Annotated in this window: 22 protein-coding genes and 1 pseudogene; 10 read left to right on the top strand and 13 right to left on the bottom strand. The window is 39.6% G+C overall.

Annotated features, from left to right (window positions below; translation table 11 throughout):
• Nucleotides 1-16: 16 nt before the first annotated feature.
• Entirely contained in the window at nucleotides 17-433 is a 417-nt protein-coding gene (locus tag QQJ93_RS06345) for a CBS domain-containing protein (protein WP_027696172.1), read from the bottom strand.
• Between the two features lie 418 nt (nucleotides 434-851).
• Nucleotides 852-2,396 (bottom strand): bifunctional GNAT family N-acetyltransferase/carbon-nitrogen hydrolase family protein, encoded by a 1,545-nt coding sequence (locus QQJ93_RS06340; protein ID WP_089122700.1) that lies wholly within the window; start codon nucleotides 2,394-2,396, stop codon nucleotides 852-854.
• A gap of 209 nt (nucleotides 2,397-2,605) precedes the next feature.
• Here QQJ93_RS06340 and QQJ93_RS06335 point away from each other — a divergent pair, with 209 nt between their 5' ends.
• Together QQJ93_RS06335 and QQJ93_RS06330 are read left to right on the top strand one after the other, a co-directional pair.
• Nucleotides 2,606-2,857 carry a hypothetical protein gene (locus QQJ93_RS06335; protein ID WP_284186049.1) on the top strand — a complete coding sequence of 84 codons (252 nt, stop codon included), beginning with the start codon at nucleotides 2,606-2,608 and terminating at the stop codon, nucleotides 2,855-2,857.
• 11 nt (nucleotides 2,858-2,868) lie between these two features.
• A complete protein-coding gene (locus QQJ93_RS06330) occupies nucleotides 2,869-3,795 on the top strand; it encodes a sugar efflux transporter (RefSeq protein ID WP_089122698.1) in 927 nt (308 codons plus the stop codon).
• A 152-nt stretch (nucleotides 3,796-3,947) separates the two neighbouring features.
• On the opposite strand, the gene QQJ93_RS06325 is transcribed toward QQJ93_RS06330, so the two are convergent.
• Complete coding sequence (locus QQJ93_RS06325; RefSeq protein WP_089122697.1) at nucleotides 3,948-5,060, bottom strand: GGDEF domain-containing protein; 1,113 nt, start codon at nucleotides 5,058-5,060, stop codon at nucleotides 3,948-3,950.
• 404 nt (nucleotides 5,061-5,464) lie between these two features.
• Between QQJ93_RS06325 and QQJ93_RS06320 the strand changes: the two genes are divergently transcribed.
• The 5 genes from QQJ93_RS06320 (at nucleotide 5,465) to QQJ93_RS06300 (ending at nucleotide 9,624) form a co-directional block, all read left to right on the top strand.
• Nucleotides 5,465-6,289: a patatin-like phospholipase family protein gene (locus tag QQJ93_RS06320; RefSeq protein ID WP_089122695.1), complete on the top strand. Its 825-nt coding sequence runs from the start codon at nucleotides 5,465-5,467 to the stop codon at nucleotides 6,287-6,289.
• Nucleotides 6,290-6,411: 122 nt separating this feature from the next.
• Nucleotides 6,412-6,843, top strand: a complete 432-nt coding sequence (locus QQJ93_RS06315; protein ID WP_089122694.1) for an acyl-CoA thioesterase — start codon at nucleotides 6,412-6,414, stop codon at nucleotides 6,841-6,843.
• A 453-nt stretch (nucleotides 6,844-7,296) separates the two neighbouring features.
• Nucleotides 7,297-8,247, top strand: a complete 951-nt coding sequence (locus QQJ93_RS06310; RefSeq protein ID WP_089122693.1) for an SPFH domain-containing protein — start codon at nucleotides 7,297-7,299, stop codon at nucleotides 8,245-8,247.
• Nucleotides 8,248-8,249: 2 nt separating this feature from the next.
• Nucleotides 8,250-8,711 carry an NfeD family protein gene (locus QQJ93_RS06305; RefSeq protein ID WP_089122692.1) on the top strand — a complete coding sequence of 154 codons (462 nt, stop codon included), beginning with the start codon at nucleotides 8,250-8,252 and terminating at the stop codon, nucleotides 8,709-8,711.
• Nucleotides 8,712-9,114: 403 nt separating this feature from the next.
• Nucleotides 9,115-9,624, top strand: coding sequence for a peptide-methionine (S)-S-oxide reductase (locus QQJ93_RS06300; RefSeq protein ID WP_089122691.1), 510 nt, complete (start codon nucleotides 9,115-9,117; stop codon nucleotides 9,622-9,624).
• A gap of 110 nt (nucleotides 9,625-9,734) precedes the next feature.
• Here QQJ93_RS06300 and QQJ93_RS06295 read toward each other — a convergent pair whose 3' ends face one another.
• From QQJ93_RS06295 to QQJ93_RS06280, 4 genes are all read right to left on the bottom strand, one after another.
• Nucleotides 9,735-10,031 (bottom strand): YkgJ family cysteine cluster protein, encoded by a 297-nt coding sequence (locus QQJ93_RS06295; RefSeq protein WP_089122690.1) that lies wholly within the window; start codon nucleotides 10,029-10,031, stop codon nucleotides 9,735-9,737.
• Nucleotides 10,032-10,149: 118 nt separating this feature from the next.
• Entirely contained in the window at nucleotides 10,150-13,299 is a 3,150-nt protein-coding gene (locus QQJ93_RS06290; protein ID WP_089122689.1) for an efflux RND transporter permease subunit, read from the bottom strand.
• Between the two features lie 6 nt (nucleotides 13,300-13,305).
• Entirely contained in the window at nucleotides 13,306-14,442 is a 1,137-nt protein-coding gene (locus tag QQJ93_RS06285) for an efflux RND transporter periplasmic adaptor subunit (protein WP_089122688.1), read from the bottom strand.
• Between the two features lie 137 nt (nucleotides 14,443-14,579).
• Nucleotides 14,580-15,068, bottom strand: coding sequence for a YcxB family protein (locus QQJ93_RS06280; RefSeq protein ID WP_089122687.1), 489 nt, complete (start codon nucleotides 15,066-15,068; stop codon nucleotides 14,580-14,582).
• A 389-nt stretch (nucleotides 15,069-15,457) separates the two neighbouring features.
• Between QQJ93_RS06280 and QQJ93_RS06275 the strand changes: the two genes are divergently transcribed.
• Complete coding sequence (locus QQJ93_RS06275) at nucleotides 15,458-15,904, top strand: septal ring lytic transglycosylase RlpA family protein (protein WP_089123571.1); 447 nt, start codon at nucleotides 15,458-15,460, stop codon at nucleotides 15,902-15,904.
• Nucleotides 15,905-16,036: 132 nt separating this feature from the next.
• Nucleotides 16,037-16,315: pseudogene (locus tag QQJ93_RS06270) on the top strand (type II toxin-antitoxin system RelE/ParE family toxin).
• 115 nt (nucleotides 16,316-16,430) lie between these two features.
• Here the strand turns inward: QQJ93_RS06270 and QQJ93_RS06265 are convergent.
• The 6 genes from QQJ93_RS06265 to QQJ93_RS06240 all read right to left on the bottom strand — a co-directional run bounded on the left by QQJ93_RS06265 (nucleotide 16,431) and on the right by QQJ93_RS06240 (nucleotide 20,698).
• A complete protein-coding gene (locus tag QQJ93_RS06265; protein WP_089122686.1) occupies nucleotides 16,431-16,883 on the bottom strand; it encodes a GNAT family N-acetyltransferase in 453 nt (150 codons plus the stop codon).
• A 177-nt stretch (nucleotides 16,884-17,060) separates the two neighbouring features.
• The gene (arsJ, locus tag QQJ93_RS06260) at nucleotides 17,061-18,293 is read right to left on the bottom strand and encodes an organoarsenical effux MFS transporter ArsJ (RefSeq protein WP_089122685.1); all 1,233 of its coding nucleotides are present in this window, start codon (nucleotides 18,291-18,293) and stop codon (nucleotides 17,061-17,063) included.
• A 75-nt stretch (nucleotides 18,294-18,368) separates the two neighbouring features.
• On the bottom strand, nucleotides 18,369-18,872 hold the full coding sequence (locus tag QQJ93_RS06255; RefSeq protein ID WP_089122684.1) for a cyclin-dependent kinase inhibitor 3 family protein: 504 nt from the start codon (nucleotides 18,870-18,872) through the stop codon (nucleotides 18,369-18,371).
• Nucleotides 18,873-18,884: 12 nt separating this feature from the next.
• Nucleotides 18,885-19,886 (bottom strand): ArsJ-associated glyceraldehyde-3-phosphate dehydrogenase, encoded by a 1,002-nt coding sequence (locus QQJ93_RS06250; protein ID WP_089122683.1) that lies wholly within the window; start codon nucleotides 19,884-19,886, stop codon nucleotides 18,885-18,887.
• An 11-nt stretch (nucleotides 19,887-19,897) separates the two neighbouring features.
• Nucleotides 19,898-20,239, bottom strand: a complete 342-nt coding sequence (locus QQJ93_RS06245) for a metalloregulator ArsR/SmtB family transcription factor (RefSeq protein ID WP_089122682.1) — start codon at nucleotides 20,237-20,239, stop codon at nucleotides 19,898-19,900.
• A gap of 84 nt (nucleotides 20,240-20,323) precedes the next feature.
• A complete protein-coding gene (locus QQJ93_RS06240) occupies nucleotides 20,324-20,698 on the bottom strand; it encodes a hypothetical protein (protein WP_089122681.1) in 375 nt (124 codons plus the stop codon).
• Nucleotides 20,699-20,858: 160 nt separating this feature from the next.
• On the opposite strand from QQJ93_RS06240, the gene QQJ93_RS06235 reads away from it, so the two are divergent.
• On the top strand, nucleotides 20,859-21,851 hold the full coding sequence (locus QQJ93_RS06235; RefSeq protein WP_089122680.1) for a PstS family phosphate ABC transporter substrate-binding protein: 993 nt from the start codon (nucleotides 20,859-20,861) through the stop codon (nucleotides 21,849-21,851).
• The last annotated feature ends 14 nt before the right edge of the window (nucleotides 21,852-21,865 follow it).

Genomic DNA, 21,865 nt, shown 5'->3' with positions numbered 1-21,865 from the left:
TCTATTTGATAAGAAATCAGACTGGATGCTTAAAACAATTATCTAAATTATCACTCACCGCTTTTAATACCTCACGACGAGAAATAATACCCACTAGCTTTTTGTTTTCGACAACTGGATACACTTTAGGCTTACCTTCTTGCATCATATTAGCCAGTTCAATCACTGACATTTCAGGGCTAATAGTCAAAGGTTCCGTTCTCATACAATCGCCAACCACATGAGTATCTTGGCAATGGTAACTCACTTGAACCAATCGGTTGAGTAAGTCTTGTTCAGACAAAAAGCCCACAACTTCATTTCTATCGTTAACCACTGGACCACCGATATTAATCGCGTTCAATACTTTATCCAATGCCGTAGACAACGACATATCAACGGTAAAAGTGACCGCTCTAGGGCGCATATAATCTCGAACTTTTAATGATGGCATAAAGTACTCCTTGAGATTGTTATCATTCTAATTACTTGAGTATCGTCTAATTTCTTGATTTTACTAAATGGATTTAAGCAATTTCATTAATAGATTATGCCAATGGGTGATCCGGCTCTCGGATTCCATTGGCTTAAACCCATACCCAAGTGACTTCAAGATGCAGAATTCAGAGCTATCATCCACACCTTTAGACAAGGAAGATTGACGAAGGAATGTAGGCACCTTTCAAATCAATCTGACGCAGTATAAAGGTGTGGATGAAGCTCCCGAAGGGCAAGTTAAAACAAGCTTTATGCTGCGTTAAATTGAACAGAGATAGAATAGCTATGATCATGTCCAATTTGTCTTGCCTAAAGCTTGTTTTATTCTTGCTGAAACTCGCACCTTGAAGTTACTTGGGTATAGGCATATTAATTTACTTTTTTCTTGTCTCATTCACAGGAGAAAATTGATAAAGCTCAGGGCGGCGGTGTTTTAAGTTAGTCACCGAACCTTCACTATGCAGCAATTTAAGTTTTGATAAATCAACATCGGCATAGATCATCATTTCGGTATTAGGATCGGCTTCTGCAATGATTGCGTCATGTGGGAAATAGACATCCGAAGGTGAAAATACTGCCGATTGGGCATATTGAATATCCACATTATCCACACGCGGTAAGTTACCGACACTACCGCTGATCGCAACGTAGCATTCGTTTTCAATCGCTCGTGCTTGAGCACAAATACGTACTCTCAAATAACCATTTTTAGTATCTGTCCAAAATGGAACAAACAGAATTTGTACACCTTGTTCTGCTAACATACGACCTAATTCTGGGAATTCCACATCGTAGCAAATCAAAATACCCACTTTACCGGCATCAGTTTCAATCACCTTAACTTTATCGCCACCTTCAATGACCCAGTCCCATTCTTCATGTGGGGTAATGTGTATTTTATATTGCTCTTCGATACTTCCGTCACGGTGTAACATGTATGCAACGTTGTACATCTTTCCGTCTTGCTGAATCGGTAAGCTACCAGCAATGATATTGATGTTATAAGTGACAGCTAAGTGAGAAAAACGCTGAATAATTTCATCAGAGTATTCGCTCAAGTAGCGCATCGCTTCTACAGAACGCAGATCAGGTGCTAGTCCCATTAGCGGAGCACTGAAAAACTCGGGGAATAAGGCAAAATCAGACTGGTAATTTGCAAGAGAAGTAATAAAGAATTCAGCTTGATTAACGAGATCATCTAGAGACATCACATGACGCATTTGCCACTGTACTACCCCTATACGAACAATACTTTTTTCCGTTCCATGAATAGAATCTGCTTCTTCTTCATAAAAGATATTATCCCACTCAAGCAACGTGCCATAGCCTTGTGATTTATCATCTTCAGGTAAATAACCACGCATTAAGCGCTTAATATCAAAATCATTAGAAAGCTGGAAAGACAGGATTGGGTCATGGATCTCTTGACGCTTGACCTTATCGATATACTCACTGACTCTCATTTGTTCGGAATATTGTTTAAAGCCTGGAATGCGGCCACCAGTCAGAATCGCTTTTAAGTTATTCGCGCGGCACATCTCTTTACGAGCTTCATATAAACGACGACCTAAACGTAAGCCTCGGTAATCTGGGTGCACAAAAACATCCAAGCCATATATCGCATCACCTTTAGGGTTATGCTGAACAACATCATTCGCATTAACTAGGTCGCTGTTTTTATGCGGCAAACTAAAGCGGCTATAATCCACTTTCATCGTCAGCGCCGCACCAATCATCTTTCCACTATCTTCAATACAGATTTGCCCATCAGGAAATTGGGTCACTAAATCCATAATGGTCGACTCTGGCCAAGCACCACCTACATCTGGAAAGACAAGATCCATTAAGGCTGCCAGCTCTTCATAATCGTCAGGAGTAAGTGTTCGTAAATTTAACAGCGGTGTATTATTTTCATCCATAAATTTTTTTGCTCCAATCAAATGCTTAATTCCATTATGAGACTTCCATTAATAAATTCTAGTCTTGATATTCACATTCTTTACAATACGTATAGCCAACAGTATTAATTTTCAACAAAACATCAACTAGTGGTTATTATTCAATCATCGCTTTGCTATCATGCACTTATCTAATTTCCCATACCTTTCTTTAGAGCCTTATGAAAAAAATGTTCTATTCCCTATTTCCAGGGAATCAACCTGATCAAACGTCAGTATCCTTGCTGTTTACCTGCTTTTTTGTCGGGATTGCGGGGGCATTTACCATGCCTACTATGAGTTTGTTTATCTCAGAGGAAGTCGGCGCTCGCCCTTTTCTCATCGGGGTCTTTTTCATGGTCATGACGATTTCAGGGGTATTGGTAAGCCAAGTGATTGGTTGGTGGTCAGATCAAGGAGTAGACCGAAAAAACTCATTCTGATCTGTAATATAATGGGAGCGATAGGGTTTATTGTCTTTGCATTTAACCGTAACTACTGGGTTTTATTAGCGACATCAGCCATTTTTGTTAGTACAACTTCCGCTTCTATTCCTCAAGTATTTGCACTTGCCAGAGAAATTTTAGACCGAAAAACGCACACATCCGAGACTTTTAGCTCACTACTCAGAGCGCAGATATCTCTCGGTTGGGTAATTGGGCCACCGATTGCGTTTTTTATTGCAACGGGAATAGGCTTTACCCAATTATTCTTACTCGCCGCCAGCATGTTTATTATTTTATGCTTAGTCGCTCATTTTACTTTGCCACAAATTGAGCCTACCCCGAAACATAACCAATTTGACCCTAGTGACTCGATTTGGCGTGATAAAAATATTTTGCTGTTGGCTCTGTCATTCGTATTTATGTATTGCGCCAACAACATGTACATCATTAGTATGCCGTTATACATAACTCATGAGATGGATTTAGATTCATCGGCTGCTGGTTTAATGATGGGAACCGCAGCCTTTATCGAGATCCCAATAATGTTACTATCTGGTCGTTATGCACTGCGTTTTGGCAAAAAGAACATCATTTCAGCAGCCGTACTTGCGGGTAGCCTGTTTTATATCGGTATCATTGTAAATACTAGCTATATCGGATTTGTATTATTGCAATTTCTCAACGGTATTTTTATTGGCGTGACCGCAGCGCTCGGGATTTCCTACTTCCAAGATTTAAAACCTAAAAAGATGGGGCAAATCACAACATTATATTCTAATGCGATTAAAACAGGAGGCGTGTTAGGAGGTGTTTTTGCCGGTATTATTGCTGACATTTATAGTTTCCAAGCCGTATTTTGGGCTTCTTTGATCCTCACCGCTCTCGCTTTTTTAACCATCTTAAAAGTTCAAGATGGCGGAGCAAAGTCACTCTAAACATTCCGCACCAAAACAAAAAAGCCAGAGCAACTCACTTGCTCTGGCTTCGAAGTAATAATACCAATTACATTAATTATTTATTCATTCTTGCTTGTTAAAAGGCTCGATAACTGCGTTATAACTTTTTGATTAGTGTAACATTGGAATATTTATACCTGTTCTAAAGTTTTAATTTCAACTCTTAATTGATGTTTACCGGTTGTATGCGCTTTTTGTTTCGCTAGATACATTTGCTTATCAGCACGAATAATCAAGTCATCAATATTGTAACCAGCGGCTGGTGACATCTCTGCCCCACCTACGCTTAACGTGACATCCAATGGCTTCATTTTATCAAAAGCATCAAATAAACGTTCACAGTAGAAACTTAGATTTTCTGCCTTGGTATTCGGTAATAAAATACAAAACTCATCACCACCATAACGTGCTGCCGTTTCTTGCTTCCGAATAGTCGATGAAATAGCCTTAGAAACTGCAATTAAAATTTCATCACCAACTTTATGACCTTTGATGTCATTGATCGCTTTAAATTTATTCACATCGATATAAAGAAGGGAATAAGCACCACCAACGCGCTCTACTTGAGACATTCCTTTCTCTAAATGTTCATAAAAGGCACGTTGATTATACAAATTCGTTAAAGGATCTTTTTGTGATAATTCCGTTAACTCTCTAGTACGCTCAGCAACCGTATCTTCTAGGCGTGATGCATAGTCTTCTAACTGATGATTGACTGATTCAACTTCCAATTGCAAAGACGATATATAGGTATCAAAAACAAATTGGTTATCAAAATACATTAACTTACGAACTGCTCGCTTAAGATCTTTGGCGTTCATACCATTTTCTTCAGCATTGCCGTCAATAATATCTTCAAGTAATAATTGAAGTTGATTGATGCCAGATAAATACAGCTTTGGGCTAACGCCAATACGATGATGAACTTTACCGATTCGTAAGCGTTTCTCGACATAAGTTAAATCATATTCCCCTTCAAACAACTCGCACACATACACTTGCATACTTTTATGCAAGTTATTTAAAGTTTCCCGGTCACCAATAATCAATGCTATTTCAGGAATCCCTGTCTGCAACACATAAAACTGACGAACAATTTCTGGAATAAAGGAGGTAATCCATGAACTGGCCTCTTTCAGTATAGAAACGTCCTTATTAGTAAATGACATAAAAACTTTTCTGCGTTCGATATCATGATCGGTAATACGCATCTGTTCAGATAAAGATTGAAAAACTTTGTTCATGGTTCAACTCTGTAAAATTTACTTCATTCTACCACCAAAAAATATAATCTCTTACTTTTTACAAGGTTTATACCCAAGTGACTTCAAGATGCAGAATTCAGAGCTATCATCCAAATCTTTTGGCAAGGAAGATTGGCGACGGAATGTAAGCACCTTTCAAACCAATCTGACGCCGCATAAAGGTTTGGATGAAGCTCCCGAAGGGCAAGTTAAAACAAGCTCTATGCTACGTTAAATTGAACAGAGATAGAATCACTATGATCATATTCAATTTGCCTTGCCTAAAGCTTGTTTTATTCTTGCTGAAACTCGCATCTTGAAGTTACTTGGGTATATATTGGTGAAATATTTGGTTACATTGATAGCGATTGAGTTTTGAAATATATTTTATGCAGGATGGGCGTATGCAAAAAGCATTAGTTGTTGAAGGTGGCGCGATGCGTGGTATTTTTTCCGCGGGAGTTTTGGATCAGTTCATAGACAGTAACTACCAACCATTTGACTTTTGTATCGGAGTTTCAGCCGGCTCTACCAGTTTAGCATCGTGGTTATCTCAACAAAAACGCCGAACCTATAATGTGATTACCGACTACTCTTGTCGTCCTGAGTTTATTAATTTCAAACGTTTTGCTCGCGGTGGGCACTGGCTTGATCTTGATTGGCTATGGGATATTACGATTGATGAAATTCCCATTGATACTAACCTACTACACCAACAACCTACCTCGCTGTATGTCGTCACGACCGATATATATACTGGTCAAGCGCACTACACTCAATCAACGCCAGATAATATTGTCGAGCTATTGAAAGCTTCTTGTTCCGTGCCCGTAGCTTACCGTAATTACCCAGTGATTAATGGCATTCCGATGACCGATGGGGGTGTTGCCGATTCTATTCCCGTTGAACAAGCTTATAAAATGGGGGCAAAAGAAATCACAGTGATTTTATCTCGGCCACTTGGTTATCAGAAAAAGCCATCCAAAATGCCGTGGTTAACCCGAAAGTTTTTAGCTCAAAATCCTAAACTTGCAGAAGCGGCTTTAAAACGCGCCGAAAACTACAATAACAGCATCAAGTTTATTCAATCTCCGCCAGAAGATTGCACTATCCATGTGATTGCACCGCCGGATAATTTCCCTGTTGGTCGTTTAACTAAAAATAGAGCAAGACTTGATATCGGCTATCAAATGGGCATTCAAGCGGCTCAAGTACAGATGAAAGATTAATATTCAAGTGATTTCAAGATACAGAATTCAGAGCTATCTTCACGCTTTTAGTACAACAAGATTGTATAGCTCGACACTTAACTTTATCTTAAACACATGTTTGACTTTTAAGGATAAGAGCAATGAATCACTTACTTGATGGTTTTCCGGTTGTAACAGAAATCCCCGTGGCTTGGGGCGAAATGGATGCTCTACAACACGTTAATAATGTGACCTATTTTCGATATTTTGAAACCGCGCGAATTGATTACTTCAAGCACATCGATTTGATGGAAAATATCGCCATTACCCAAATTGGCCCAGTAGTAGCTGAAACCAGTTGCCGCTATAAAATGCCGGTTACTTTTCCGGATACTTTATTAGTGGGAACAAAAATCACCGACTTGCAAGACGATCGTTTCACCATGAAGTACCAAATAGTTAGTAAAAAGCTAAATAAAATCACTACCCTAGGCAGTGCTACCGTAGTGATGTTTGATTTTAAAACTAATCAAAAAGCCAATTTGACCCCGGAAATTTTAGCGACTATTCAACAACTGGAGAATCTGCGCTAAGCCTCACTACCACCTTATAATAACAGGGTAGTATTGGTTGCCCTGTTATCATCTTTGCTCATACTCTACATTTTTACATTCTAATTTCGGAAAACCTCCCCTTTCTCACTCAACATTCCAAAACAAACAAGCTAATTACCGCAAATAGCCGTAGACTAGCTTTATACCCAGTAACTTCAAGGTGCGAGTTTCAGCAAGAATAAAACAAGCTTTAGGCAAGACAAATTGAATATGATCATAGTGATTCTATCTCTGTTCAATTTAACGCAGCATAAAGCTTGTTTTAACTTGCCCTTCGGGAGCTTCATTCAAACCTTTATGTAGCGTCAGATTGGTTTGAAAGGTACCTACATTCCTTCGCCAATCTTCCTTGCCTAAAGGTTTGGATGATAGCTCTGAATCCTGCACCTTGAAGTCACTTGGGTATATACATAATTACTAAAGGAATATGCTATGAACTACCCACTTGATCTGATATTCGACAACATCGTCCCTGTTGTCCTGTTTATTCTTGTTGTTGTGATATTAAAAAGCAGCATTAAATTTGTCCCACAAAACCAGGCCTGGGTAGTGGAACGATTTGGTAAATTCCAATCGACAAAAATTGCCGGTATTAACTTCATCATCCCTTTTATTGATCGCATCTCAGCGGTTCGCAGCTTAAAAGAACAAGCTCAAGATGTGCCATCTCAATCTGCTATCACTCGCGATAACATTTCTCTGGTTGTCGATGGTGTGCTTTATTTCCGTGTTCTTGATGCTTATAAAGCCACTTATGGTGTCGATGACTATGCTTTTGCGGTAACTCAACTTGCCCAAACAACAATGCGTTCTGAACTCGGTAAAATGGAATTAGATAAAACCTTTGAAGAACGTGATGTACTAAATACCAACATCGTTTCTGCGATTAATGTTGCGGCTGAACCTTGGGGTATTCAGGTATTACGTTATGAAATTAAGGATATTGTGCCGCCGCAATCTATCATGGAGTCTATGGAAGCTCAGATGAAAGCTGAGCGTGTTAAGCGTGCACAAATTTTAGAATCAGAAGGCGATCGCCAAGCTGCTATCAACGTTGCCGAAGGTAAAAAGCAAGCTCAGGTGCTAGCAGCAGAAGCGGATAAAACCGAACAAATTTTAAAAGCTGAAGGTGAAGCCAAAGCCATTATTGCCGTGGCGAACGCGCAAGCCGAAGCGCTGAAAACCGTAGGTGATGCGGCCAATACCGAAGAAGGTCAAAAAGCCATCCAACTAGATTTGGCGACTAAAGCAATTGAAGCAAAACATGCGATTGCCAAGGAATCTTCTGTTGTACTACTGCCAGATAGCGGTACCGATGCAAGTTCACTAGTTGCACAAGGGATGTCTATTATTAATTCACTGAATAAACAGAATGAGGCTTAACTATGGATTGGATTGTGAGCTACTTACCACAAGTATTAATGGCAATTGGCGTAATTGCGCTGATTGTTGAAGTGGTAGTTTTAGGCTTTGCCACTTTCATTTTTTTCTTTATTGGTCTGTCATTGATTATTAGCGGTTTTTGCATGTACATAGGCTGGATAGATACCAGTATTCAATATGCAATTTGGACCAATATAATTTTAACCATCGTGTTTGCAGTTGTGCTATGGAAGCCATTTAAACAATTGCAAAATAGGAAAACCAAACAAAACTACCAATCTGATTTTGCTCAACAAACCTTTGTATTAAAAGGCAATGTCGATGCTAATACCGATGATGTTACCCACGCTTATTCCGGTATTCAATGGAAGGTTAGAAGTGAACAACCTTTAGCAGAAGGGCAAAAAGTTAAAGTGATAAAAATGGAAGTTGGTATTATGTGGGTTGAAGCAATTAATGAATAACTGCTAGCGATTAAACTAACCAATGAACTAATATGTATCTATTGCGTTAGTTAAAGTACCAAAAAACAAAAAGTGATGAGCCTATGAAAAGGTTCATCGCTTTTTAATTTATACTGCCATTGAATTTAATATGTACCGCTTTGAACACTGAAATAAACCGCAGCAAACAGCCCAGCAAAGACAAGTACAGTAATAAGCACTTTTAACCAAATAAATTTCATAAGTAACCTAAATCATTCAAACTTCGACTAGATTACTTAATTTAACCCAAGATTTAAATAAGAGAGTCCATATTTCAATCTAAACAATTGAATTTATTGATATTGATAATTTTTACTCTTCAACTTATTTTATTACTCACTCAATACTGAGATTTTAGATGTACAACAAGGCAAAGGTTCACATGAAGAAATCTAAAAGCGTTCAAAAATTCGAAGACATTTATCTCGCAGGTGGTTGCTTGTGGGGAGTACAAGAGTTTATTAAATACTTACCGGGAGTGATCGCAACTGAAGCGGGTCGCGCTAATGGCAATAGCAATACGACTCAATCAGACTACGATGGTTATGCGGAATGCGTTCGCACTACCTTTGATCCTAATGTCATTAATATTAAACAGATTTTAGAAGGGTTATTTGAAATCATTGACCCGTACAGTTTAAATAAGCAAGGTCAAGATGTTGGAGAAAAGTATCGCACAGGGATTTATAGTTACGATTCTCACCATTTAGATGCTGCCATTCAATATATTCAGCAACGTACTGACAGCGAAAAAATTGTAGTCGAAATATTACCTTTAACCAACTATGTTGCCAGTGATGAAGAGCACCAACACAGGCTCAGCCTACATCCAGAAGATCATCACCTATGCCATATACCATGGAAGTTATTACATAAATATAAGAGTGAATAAGCCTCGCAACTAGGCGACAAACAAGAACGTTTATTCAAAAGTATTGAAGGCGCGTTACGAATTCCAGGTAAAAGCAAAATCGATCGCAAACTAGCTCTTCCTAAGAACTATTATTCCCTCATCACTGCGATACGTTGGTCTTTACACTCATACGATGCCATTTCGAATTCTCGACAAATCCACGGGCGATTTTCATAAATAGTGCACATATAGGTTTCGCGATCTAACGCCGAACACCAACCATCATCTAAACGCAGCATGGTTTCTCCACCCCACTGATCATAGGAAATATGCTCTTCTGGAACGCCAGTTTCACTAATAATCATCACTTCTAAACGACAACAACAAGCTTGGCAGTTTGAACAGGTAACTTCAGGGGTGGTGATATCTTTGATTGGAATAGTCATTCAGATCTTAATTGGAGGCAATGTTGGAATTGTACGCGAAATTCATAGCCAAGTAACTTGAGTATAAAAATAAAAAAGCCAGTAGCTCAACACTACTGGCTTTCAAGCTAAGAAAAAATTAGTCCTCTAATTCCTCTAACTTAGTACTACCGCCGTGAAACTTCTCACGCAATTTCTGAATAATAGAGTACAAGCCTGGAATCAATAATGTGCCAGCAAGTAACACACACAATAGCCCACCAACCAATGAGATCCCCAATGAATTTTGACTAATATGGCCAGCGCCACTCGCAAATACTAATGGGAAAATACCGAGAATAAATGACCACGATGTCATATTCACTGCGCGGAAACGTAATGTCCCTCCTTTAATTGAGGCATCATCAATCGGTAACTCATTTTGTTCACGCTCATTTTTAGCAAACTCTACAATCAATATGGCATTTTTGGCCGCAAGAGCAATCAACAATACTAGACCAATCTGCGCATATAGATTCAGAGGTACTCCCATTAAGTTAAGAGCAATAAATGAACCTAAGGTCGCAACCGGAACCACCAATATGATAGAAATTGGAATTAGCCAGCTTTCATACTGCGCTACCATAAATAAGTAGATAAATATCAACGCCAGTGCGAAAGCAAAAATCGCTTGGTTGCCCGCTAATACTTCTTGATACGCCATTCCGGTCCACTCGTACTGATAACCTTGTGGAAGCATTTCTGCTGCAACGCGTTCCATTGCGGCAATCGCATCACCACTAGAATATCCGTCTGCTGGCTGACCTTGAATAATTGCCGAGCGATACATGTTGTAGCGCCAAGCCACATCTGGTTCAAATACTTGCTCATAAGAAACTAGGGTACTTAATGGCACCATAGAACCACTTTGACTACGTACAAAAAAGCGTTCTAAATCCGTCATAGAAGAGCGATGCTGACTATCTGCTTGCATAGTCACTCGGAAGTTTTTACCCAGCATAGTAAAGTCATTAACGTAAATTGAACCTAAGTTTCCTTGCAGAGTAGTAAAGATATCGGTTAGCGATATGCCAAGTTGCTTAGCTTTTTCACGGTCAATATCCAAATAATAGTGAGGTACATTAGCCCTAAAAGTACTAAAGGTATGAGAGATCTCCGGCTGCTTATTGGCCTCTTGAATAAAATCACTCATCAATTGTGCCAGCTCTGTTCGGCTACGCCCCAACGTATCTTCTAGCACAAATTCAAAACCCGAAGCTGCGCCCATACCCGGCACCGCTGGCGGCCCTAAAGCAAAGACTATCGCATCTGGAATCTCTTGTGCCGCGCGGCCATTAATTCGTTGTGAAATTGCAAAAGACGAATTATCACCGTCTAACTTGGCTCGCTCATCCCAAGATTTCAACTTAATAAATAATGACGCACCATTCGATGCCAGCGCTCCAGTCATAAAGGCATAACCGTTTGCCAGAGTGACAGCTTCCACTCCCGGCTCTTGGTTTACTAATACCATCAAATCGCCAGTGACTTCCTCAGTACGCTGTAAGGAAGCGGCATCTGGCAATTGCACGTTCACAAGTAAGATCCCTTTATCTTCTTGAGGTACAAAAGCAGTTGAAGTGGTTTTGCTGAAATACGTTACAGCGGCCAAAGCCACAATAAAGAAGCCAATCAAAATGATAGATTTCTTCACTAAGTAACCTGCAAGCTTGCCATAACCATTGGTCACACGATCTAAGCCACGATTAAACGCTTTAAACCAACTTGCGGTATTGCCACCACCTTGTTTTAACACCAAAGAACACAATGCTGGAGAAAGTGTCAAAGCGTTAATTGATGAAATCACAACAGAAATACAAATAGTTAGCGCAAATTGGCGGTACATGATACCGGTAATACCTGGCAGCATTGCCACGGGAATAAATACGGCCAGCAGTACCAAGGTCGACGTAACAATAGGGCCGGTCACTTCCTTCATGGCTTGTAATGTAGCTTTCTTCGGGCTCAATGTCGGATCTTTACGCATAATGGTATCAACATTTTCGATAACCAAAATGGCATCATCCACCACTATACCAATCGCCAAAATTAAGCCAAACAGTGTCACGGTATTAATGGTAAATCCCGTCATCTGCATAATGGCAAAAGTACCAATTAACGACACCGGAATCGCTACAACAGGGATCAAGGTTGCTCGCGTACTACCTAAAAATAAATAAGTAACCGCAATCACCAATAAAATCGCTTCAATTAGGGTTTTCACTACCCCATTAATCGACTCTTGTACAAAAATTGTCGTGTCATAGCTGCTTTCAAACTTCATCCCTTCTGGGAAGTTTTTACTCAAACGATCAAGGGTATCCATGACTGCTTGACCACTTTCTAATGCATTAGCACCAGATTGCAAAGATAGCGCAACAATCGAGGCATCTTGCCCACGGAATTTACCCGTGCTGTCATACATTTTCTTGCCAAGTTCTACTCTCGCCACATCACGCAAATAAACAGCAGAACCATCATTGTTAGCACGCAACATAACATTTTCAAATTCATCTACCGTTTCTAAACGACCTTTGGTGACAATATTGAAAGTCACATCGGTGGCATCATTGTATGGTGGCGCACCAATCTTACCTGCAGCGACTTGGATATTTTGTTCAGATAATGCTGCGTAAACATCTGAAGTCGTTAACTTCAAATTAGAAAGCTTTTCAGGATCAAGCCAAACTCGCATTGCGAATTCGCCACCACCAATAACATTAACGTCACTAATGCCTTGTACACGTGCAAGCTGATCTTTAACGTTTAAGTTTACATAGTTGGTTAAATACTGGTCATCATACTTACCTTCAGGTGAATAAAAGTTCAGTACCATAAGAATATCTGGCGAACGTTTTTTCACTGTCACGCCGATAGAGCGAACTTCTGGTGGTAGTTTAGATTCAATTTGAGTCACGCGGTTCTGTACATTGACCTGAGCCATATCCGGATCAGTGCCGACATCAAACGTCACATTTAAGTTATAAGAACCATCATTAGCACTTTTTGAAGACATATAGATCATGCCTTCTACCCCATTAACTGAGGTTTCTATTGGGTCTGCAATTGCTTGTTCTACTGTTTCTGCACTCGCTCCAGTATAAAAAGCAGTAACACTCACCGATGGCGGACTAATACGTGGGTATTCCGAGACTGGTAGTACGAATAACGCAATCGCACCAGCAAGAGATAAAATAATTGAAATAACCAGCGCAAATTTCGGACGCTGTATAAAAAAACGACTTAACATGACTGATTACTCCGCTTTTTCTTGAGCATCAGCGCTGTCATATTGCACCGCCATACCATTACGCACACGTTGCAAACCACTCACAATCACGCGTTCATTCTCACCAAGACCCGTTTTCACGATAATGCCATCACTGGTTTGCACACCAAGTTCAATGTCACGGCGTTCGGCAATATTTCCTTCAGTAACCACCATAACAAAATCACCACCCACATCGGTTTGTACCGCACGGCGTGGGATCACGAATGCTGGTTTGGTTTTTACTGTCGAAATCTCAACATTTATATGCTGACCCGGCAGAAGGGTATATTCTGGATTTGGCACTGAAGCACGCACGGCAATAGTCCCGGTTGTCACATCAATTCGGTTACCAATAAAATCTAACTGGCCAATATGTGGATGAACTTGGCTATTTTCCAATAACACTTTAACCTTCACAGACTGTTGACTAGACTGACCATCACCTTGTAAATTTTCAGCACCAATCTCTAAACGATCTCGCTCACTTAATTGAAAGCTCGCATGAACAGGATCTAGGCTAACTAATGTTGTTAACACACCAGAAGCAGGCGAAACCAAATCACCAGTGCTCACTTTACTATCGGCAATTCTGCCACTAAATGGCGCAGTAATTTGTGTATAAGAAAGGTTAACTTCTGCCAATTTCAACTGAGCTTTCGCGGCTTCTAATTGCGCAGATGCACCCATTTGTTGAGCTTGGCGATTATCATATTCTGAACGAGAAATACTGCCTTTTGGCAATAAAGTTTTGGCACGCGCAAACTCATTATTAGCATGCTTTAACGTCGCTTGAGCTTGAGCAACCGCCGCTTTGGCATTAGCAACTTGAGCTTCATAAGAAGCCGGTTCAATGGAATAAAGCAATTGCCCTTTTTCGACAATTTGTCCTTCACGAAAATGGCGTTCTTTCAGATAACCTGATACTTGCGCAGTAATATCAACATCTTCTAATGCCGAAATACGCCCAACAAACGCTTTACTCGGTTGATGCTCGATGACTTCCACTGGCTGTAACACCACCTTAGGGGCAATAGCACCAGGCTTTTGCTGTTCAGCTTCACCACAACCTACCAGAAATAAGCTTGTCATTAAGCTCATTGCGATCATCGATTTTTTCATCATACTACCTTAAAGAACGTTAAAACCACTTGGGGCTAGATGAACAATACATCAATTAACATGTTGACACAGTTAAAATAAGACGCTGAGTCTAAGATGTAGTTCAATATTTACTTTCTACTTTTAAAAAGTTGGTTAGCTTATTTGGATGCAGCTTGCTGCTCTACAATAAACGCGATCGCTTCATCATTTAAGCAAGATTTGCTGACATATTGTCGCTGTTTACCTATATGAAAAATAAAGCCTAAATCACTTTGTTGAACTTGATTAATTTCACTCCAAGCAATGGTACGGCTATTTGCAGCACTGTTATAACTCACACCTTTAGAATCCACTTGAAATTCCACTTGGCTACTAGGCCCAGCACTGTACGTTTGTCGCCACACCCACCAAGTTCTCTTAAAATAAACACTAAGCACTTCAATAATACTCAAAGTAATAAAGAACCAACCAAGGTAACTATTAGGTAATAGATCAAATTTAACGACAATCACACCAAAAATGAGAAAAAATATTGCTTTGAAATAAGCCTTGGGAAATTTAACAGGACGACTAGTTTGATCATAACATTCTTCAAAAAAGCGCTTATCGAGAGTATATTTTGTAGTGAAATCAAAAGCTTTATGCATATAGGGGGAGTTCTCTGTGAGTCGGTATCCATGCTGCGCTATCGCAACTTGAGTATTGTATGCTTTTCTTTAACTATTTTGCTCTCCCTTTTTGTAAGTCAATAATACCGACAGTGCCTATTTTCACCGTAGCCACGTGCGATACAAATGACTTTTGGTTTCCAGCAAGTAGTATATACCCAAGTAATAATCGCAAAATCAACAACCTAATATAACGCTTAAGTCATCGTTAAATTTAACGCTATCAATAACAAAACCTTTCATGAATATGACTGAAAATACATAGTTTATGGAAATATTGAGAAATCATATTAAATGATAGCCTCTACTGAGAAATAACTATGCTTAGCCCGATATTGCTGAGTCAACCACGACAAAAACAGATGAACATGAAAAGAATCGATTATCCAAGTCACTTAAAAAAACTGAATATTATTTTTACTTCCCTCTTTATTATGATTTTAGTCGGATGCTCTTCGGCAATCAGCGAATCAAAAACCCAAAATTACACAAACTCACATGCTCTTACTGGCCAAGCTTCTTGGTATGGAAAAAAATTCCATGGCAAACTGACAGCAAGTGGGGAGCGCTATAACATGAATGCTTACACCTCGGCTCATAAAACCTTACCATTTGGGACTATCGTGAGGGTAACAAATACAGCCAATAACAAGTTTGTCGATGTGAAAATTAACGATAGAGGTCCCTATGTAAAAGGTCGAGTTATCGATCTTTCTTATCAAGCATTTACACAAATCGGCAACGTTAAGAAAGGAACCATTCCCGTTCAAATTGAGATTGTTGATGACAGTAATACCTTTCGGTATAAACACTAACCGCCGTTAAATAGGACATATATACAGATTTACTTGAAAGGTGTTTATTCCGCACAAATCATCCTTGTCTAAAGACTTGGATGATAGCTCGGAATTCTGCACTTTGAAGTCACTTGGGTATATTAGACAGAAATGATTTTGTGGGAAGAAGAGTCACTTAATGATCGTGAAAAGATCTTCGAGTTTATCTATGACTTCAACCCTGATGCGGCAGAAAAAACTGACAACCTCATTGAAGCAAAAGTAGAAAACTTGCTTGAACAACCTTTAATGGAGGTACAACGAGATGGCATTGGCGGATGACTACTTATAATTGCTGAGATTTCGATGATAGTATCCTACTGGGTTGAAGGAGACATCATCCGTATGATGCGCGCGCTCCACCAGAAACAAAAATTCCTTATGGATTGATTGCTTCCTCTGGGGGAAGTAACTTTTAGCTAAATAGTGCCACAAACAAACTCACAACGACCACATTACTCTGAAACAAAACCGCTGTACGTTATACATCAATTTTAGCACCTTGCTATGCTTGCACGACTTTTTGAGTGAAATGTTCAAAAGCTGTAATCTTTAAGTAACCTTCCGAAATATATAATTTTTTAGCTATTTCATTATCAACGGCAGTTGCTAACTTAACTGTTAGAGCATCGGTTTCTACTGCATAAGTTTTTACTTGTTGTAGCAATGCTTTTCCTACACCCTGTTTCCTTGCTGATTCAGCGACAAACAAATCATTTAAATACCACATACGCTTCATAGCAACAGAAGAGTAAGATGGGTAAAGCTGAGCAAAACCTAACGGTTTATCTTGATAATCGAGTGCGAGGAAAATGACTGAATCCGAACAACTTAGTCTTTCTTCAATAAAACTTCTTGAACCTGATAAATTCGGCTTTTGACCGTAAAACTGGCGATATGAATCGAATAGTTGAGCTACAGCCTCAAGATAAGAGCTATTTATTTTTTTTATTTTCAAAATGACACTCCTTGTCGATTTGTGAGGAACATACAGAACAACTTAATAGATAGAAAAAATAATCATTGTAACACTGGTCGGGTTACTGACTAACTCAGTTTAGGACATAAATAACTTACGCATATCCCCTCCTGAAATGACAAAGTGGTCTTTTTCTCACCCTTATCTTTAAGTTGATTACTCTTGTGCGAGTTTGTGATTACTTCTAGTCGGTAGCCAAAATGAAATCAACGTTGTTAATGCCAAGAAACTGAATGATACCCACAAGCAAGCAGCAAATCCCCATGCTTGGAATACCCAACCAGATAGGATAGTACCGATTAATCGTCCCATCGCATTCGCCATGTAGTAGAAACCAACGTCTAAAGAAACGCCATCTCCTTTGGCATAGCTAACGATCAAGTAAGAGTGAAGCGATGAGTTTACGGCGAATACCACGCCAAATATCATCAAACCAATCACAATAACTAACTCAGGGTTCCATTGCATTTGCACGCTATAAGCAATCACACCTGTTATTGCTGAAAGCACAAAAGCCCATACTATCGCTGATTTTCCATCAGGAACTAGCCCCGATTTTGCCCCTGTGATCTTAGGTGCGAAACCTTGGACAAAGCCATAACCTATGACCCATAGAGCAAGAAATCCCCCTACTGAACTATGATCCCAGCCAAAAACACTTCCTAAATAAATCGGCAATGCAATAACAAACCACACGTCACGTGCACCGAATAAAAACATACGCGCCGCAGATAACACGTTAACACTGCTAGATTTAGAAAAAATCTCCGAAAACTTAGGTTTAGTTTTGGCTTTTCCTAAATCAGCTTTTAAGAAGATTAAACTCATGATAAACACCAAGAGCAACACACCGGCCATCGCAGCAACCGCATATTGAAAGCCAATTAGCGAAAGTAAGGCACCACCAATAAAGAAGCCGACGCCTTTTAAGGCATTTTTAGAGCCTGTAAGAATAGCGATCCATTTATATAAAGCCCCTTGAGCATTTTCCGGTACTAAAGTCTTAATCGAGCTTTTGGCACTCATCTTGTTTAAGTCTTTGGCAATACCGGATAACGCTTGCGCTGCCATTACCCAAGGAATAGTTAACCAAACACTAGGCACCGCCAACATAGCTAAGGCAACTATCTGCATGCCGAGACCAATGTTCATGGTTCTATTTAAACCAAGCCTAGCACCTAACCAACCACCAATAAGATTAGTAACCACACCAAAGAATTCATAAAATAAAAATAAAGAAGCAATCTCTAATGTGGAATAACCTAAATCATAGAAATACAGCACAACCAACATACGCAATGCACCATCGGTAATGGTGAAGTTCCAGTAATTAAAGGTTACTAACATGTACTGACGGATATTTTGATTAATTTGAGACAGCATAATCATTCTCTTTAAAAAAGAGCCACCATCAGGTAGCTCTTTAGGCAGTATTAAAAATTAACAGATTAAACCTGCGTTGAATTAGGCAACAGATTTTGCAAACTGATTGATATAGTCAATTTGTATTTCTTTGGTAAAAGCGCCCGGTCTTAGTGCTTGAACTTGAGAGATAATTTCAGGTAATTCCCACCCTTTTTCTAATAAAAGGTGAGCCGCTAATAAACCAGTGCGTCCTGAACCACCCATACAGTGAAGCGCGATTTTTTCACCATGATTTATCGCTTTATGCAAAGATGGAGCAAGATGCTTCCAACGAGCATGAAAAGCATCATCTGGTGCGCAATCATCTTCAATGGGCGCGTTAAACCATTGCAGCCCTGCTTTTTCGACTTCTTCAGGTAAGTACTCTACACCGGCGTCTTGCATCTCTTTGACGCTTAAAGCGGTAACTACAATGCTAACCCCTTGCGATTTAAGTTGTGCAATACTATCGGCAAGCTCAATGCCTTTTGTTCCTGGGCAAGGCGTTAGCACGAGTCCGGAGTTATCCACCTCAAGAGGAAGTAACCATGTTGGATGTGTCATAATATGTTTTCCTTATGCTAAGCCGACTTTACGAACAAGTTCTGCAGTACGTGTCGCGTAACCCATTTCATTGTCATACCAAGCATAGATTTTTACCATACGCTTTCCGACAACCATAGTAGACAAGGCATCAACAATCGTTGAACGTTGGTCGCCTTTATAATCAATAGAAACCAGTGGGCGTGCTTCAAAACCAAGAATTCCGTTAAGCTCATTTTCAGACGCTTGTTTCAGCAACTCATTAACTTCTTCAACCGTAGTATCACGCTCAACATCAAAAATAATGTCAGTGAGTGATGCATTAGCCAGTGGTACGCGAACCGCGTGGCCATCAATTTTTCCAGCTAAGTCAGGGAAAATTTCAACAATCGCTTTTGCTGAACCAGTTGTGGTTGGAATCAAACTCATGCCACAGGCGCGAGCACGACGAAGATCTTTGTGCGGTGCATCCAAAATGGTTTGAGTATTGGTTAAATCATGGATCGTAGTGAAAGAGGATTGAGCAATACCTAATTTTTCATGAATCACTTTTACTACAGGCGCAATACAGTTCGTGGTACAAGAAGCCGCCGTCACTATTTGATGTTTTACAGGATCAAAAATATGGTCATTTACACCGACAACGATATTAGCAATGCCTTCTTCTTTTACTGGTGCAGAGACCACAACACGCTTAACACCTTGTGCTAAATATTGATTAAGAAATTCAGTTTTACGATGAACACCAGTAGCTTCAATCACCACATCACAACCTGACCAATCGACCGCATCAATCGCTTTTTCTTTTGAGGTTTGAATCAATTTACCATTGATAACAATAGCATTGCCTTCACTGGTGACTTCATGGTGCCAACGGCCTTGTACAGAATCAAATTCAAGTAAATGTGCAAGTGTTGCTGCATCCCCTGCCACATCATTAATTTGTACAAATTCAATTTCAGGCCAATCGAAAGAAGCTCTTAACGCTAAACGTCCAATACGACCAAATCCATTAATTCCTACTTTTATAGACATCTTATTTTCCTCTAAACACAGCACTCTGGACGTGATTCCATCTCAGATAAGCGCAAAATATCTTGTTGGTATTCTTTTTTTAAACAGTTAGATTCTGTTAACCCTTGAATTTGTTTTCTCATCCAGCCAGGCAATTCACTCGATAAACGGTAAAAAACCCATTGACCTTGACGCACATCAACCACTACTCCACTTGAACGTAATAACGCTAAATGGCGAGATATTTTCGGCTGGCTTTCATTAAGAGCAAGCGTTAACTCACCCACACACACTTGTGTTTCACGAGCAATAATCAGTAAACATCTCACACGAGTTTCGTCTGAAAGTAATTTAAAAAATTGATGAGGCAACATCGCTACACCCTTATATATGAATATGCGTATATATTATTTAATATAAAATAGAAGTCAATAATTAATTCGACCCTATTAGAAATGTCATGCAACGATATTAAAACGAGAGACAAAAAAATTGACATTATCTTGCAGGATATTTGTTGCACTTTTATTGCAACTTACTTCCCAGTAAATATTCTTGAAGTAGGCTTCCCGTCTTTTCTGGCAACGATACATTGCATAATTAATATCAACGACATAATCATAAGCGGGTTCAATTTGAGTAACCGGGTCAAGAAATGAATAACCAAAATAATCGAATCGCTCCAACTCCTCCCCTTCAGAGTCCACTTCATCGTCTAATACTTCAAACGAAATGTCATACAAGCTCGCCGATTGTTGATGTAAAAGATGCGCCGCAATTCGAGCCAAGCTTGAATTTGGGTAACTAATAAAATGCACACTTCGCTTATCCATACTTCCCTCTTCATGAGTATCTATCCGTAAAAAAGATATAGCATAAAAAATCATCCGCACATATGGACATGTGAATATTTAAATAAAGTGACATAAATATGTCATAAATGATCAGTAGGGTAACAATCGAAACATAAATGACTAACAAATGGAGACAGTCATGAAACACACGTTATCAACAACTTTAGTTTTATCTTCACTATTAACAGTAAGCCACACAGCCAATGCTCGTGATCTCGTTAAAATCGATGGATCAAGTACCGTTTTCCCTATCACTGAAGCAATGGCAGAAGAATTCCAAATTGCTGAAAAAGGTAAAACAATGGTTACTGTAGGTATCTCTGGTACTGGCGGTGGTTTTAAAAAGTTTTGTCGTGGAGAAACGGATATTTCTAATGCTTCACGTCCAATCAAAGACTCTGAACGTAAACTTTGTGAAGAGAATGGTGTTGAATTTATCGAACTTCCAGCTGCTCTTGATGCGCTAACGGTTGTTATCAACCCTAAAAATGACTGGGTAAAACAATTGAATGTTGAAGACCTTAAAAAAGCATGGGAACCAGCCGCTCAAGGTAAAATTACTTCTTGGAAACAAATGAACCCAGACTTCCCAGACCGCCCATTAAAACTTTTTGGTCCAGGTACTGACTCAGGTACTTACGACTACTTCCTTGAAGCGGTTGTGGAAGGCAAATCAAGCCGTGGTGACTTCACAGCAACAGAAGATGACAACATTATCGTACAAGGTGTGGCTAACGATGTAGACGCTCTTGGTTTCTTTGGTTTAGCGTACTTTGAAGAAAACAAAGACAAACTGAAAGCAGCACCAATTAGCTGGAAAGGTGGCGCAGCGGTTGAACCAAGTGTTGAGAACGCAAAAAATGCCACTTACCAGCCACTATCTCGCCCAATCTTCATCTATGTAAGCAAAAAATCAGCCGATGAGAAAAAACACGTCGAACGTTTTGTTGAATTCTACATGGATGAAAAAGAAGCCTCTAAGCTAGTAAGCGAAGTAGGTTATGTACCACTTCCAGAAAAAGCTTACAAACTCGCTCAAGAGAACTTCAAAAACCGCAGCACGGGTAGCGTATTCCACGGTGCTGAAGTAGGTGTAGGAATCGAAGAGTTACTCGCTCGCACACCAAAATAATTCGCAATATAAAT

The organism is Vibrio algivorus (genome assembly GCF_030161215.1).
In the GTDB taxonomy this organism is placed as follows: Bacteria; Pseudomonadota; Gammaproteobacteria; order Enterobacterales; family Vibrionaceae; genus Vibrio; species Vibrio algivorus.
The sequence above is the reverse complement of the archived record's forward strand: the minus strand, read 5'-3'. Positions and strand labels throughout refer to the sequence as shown.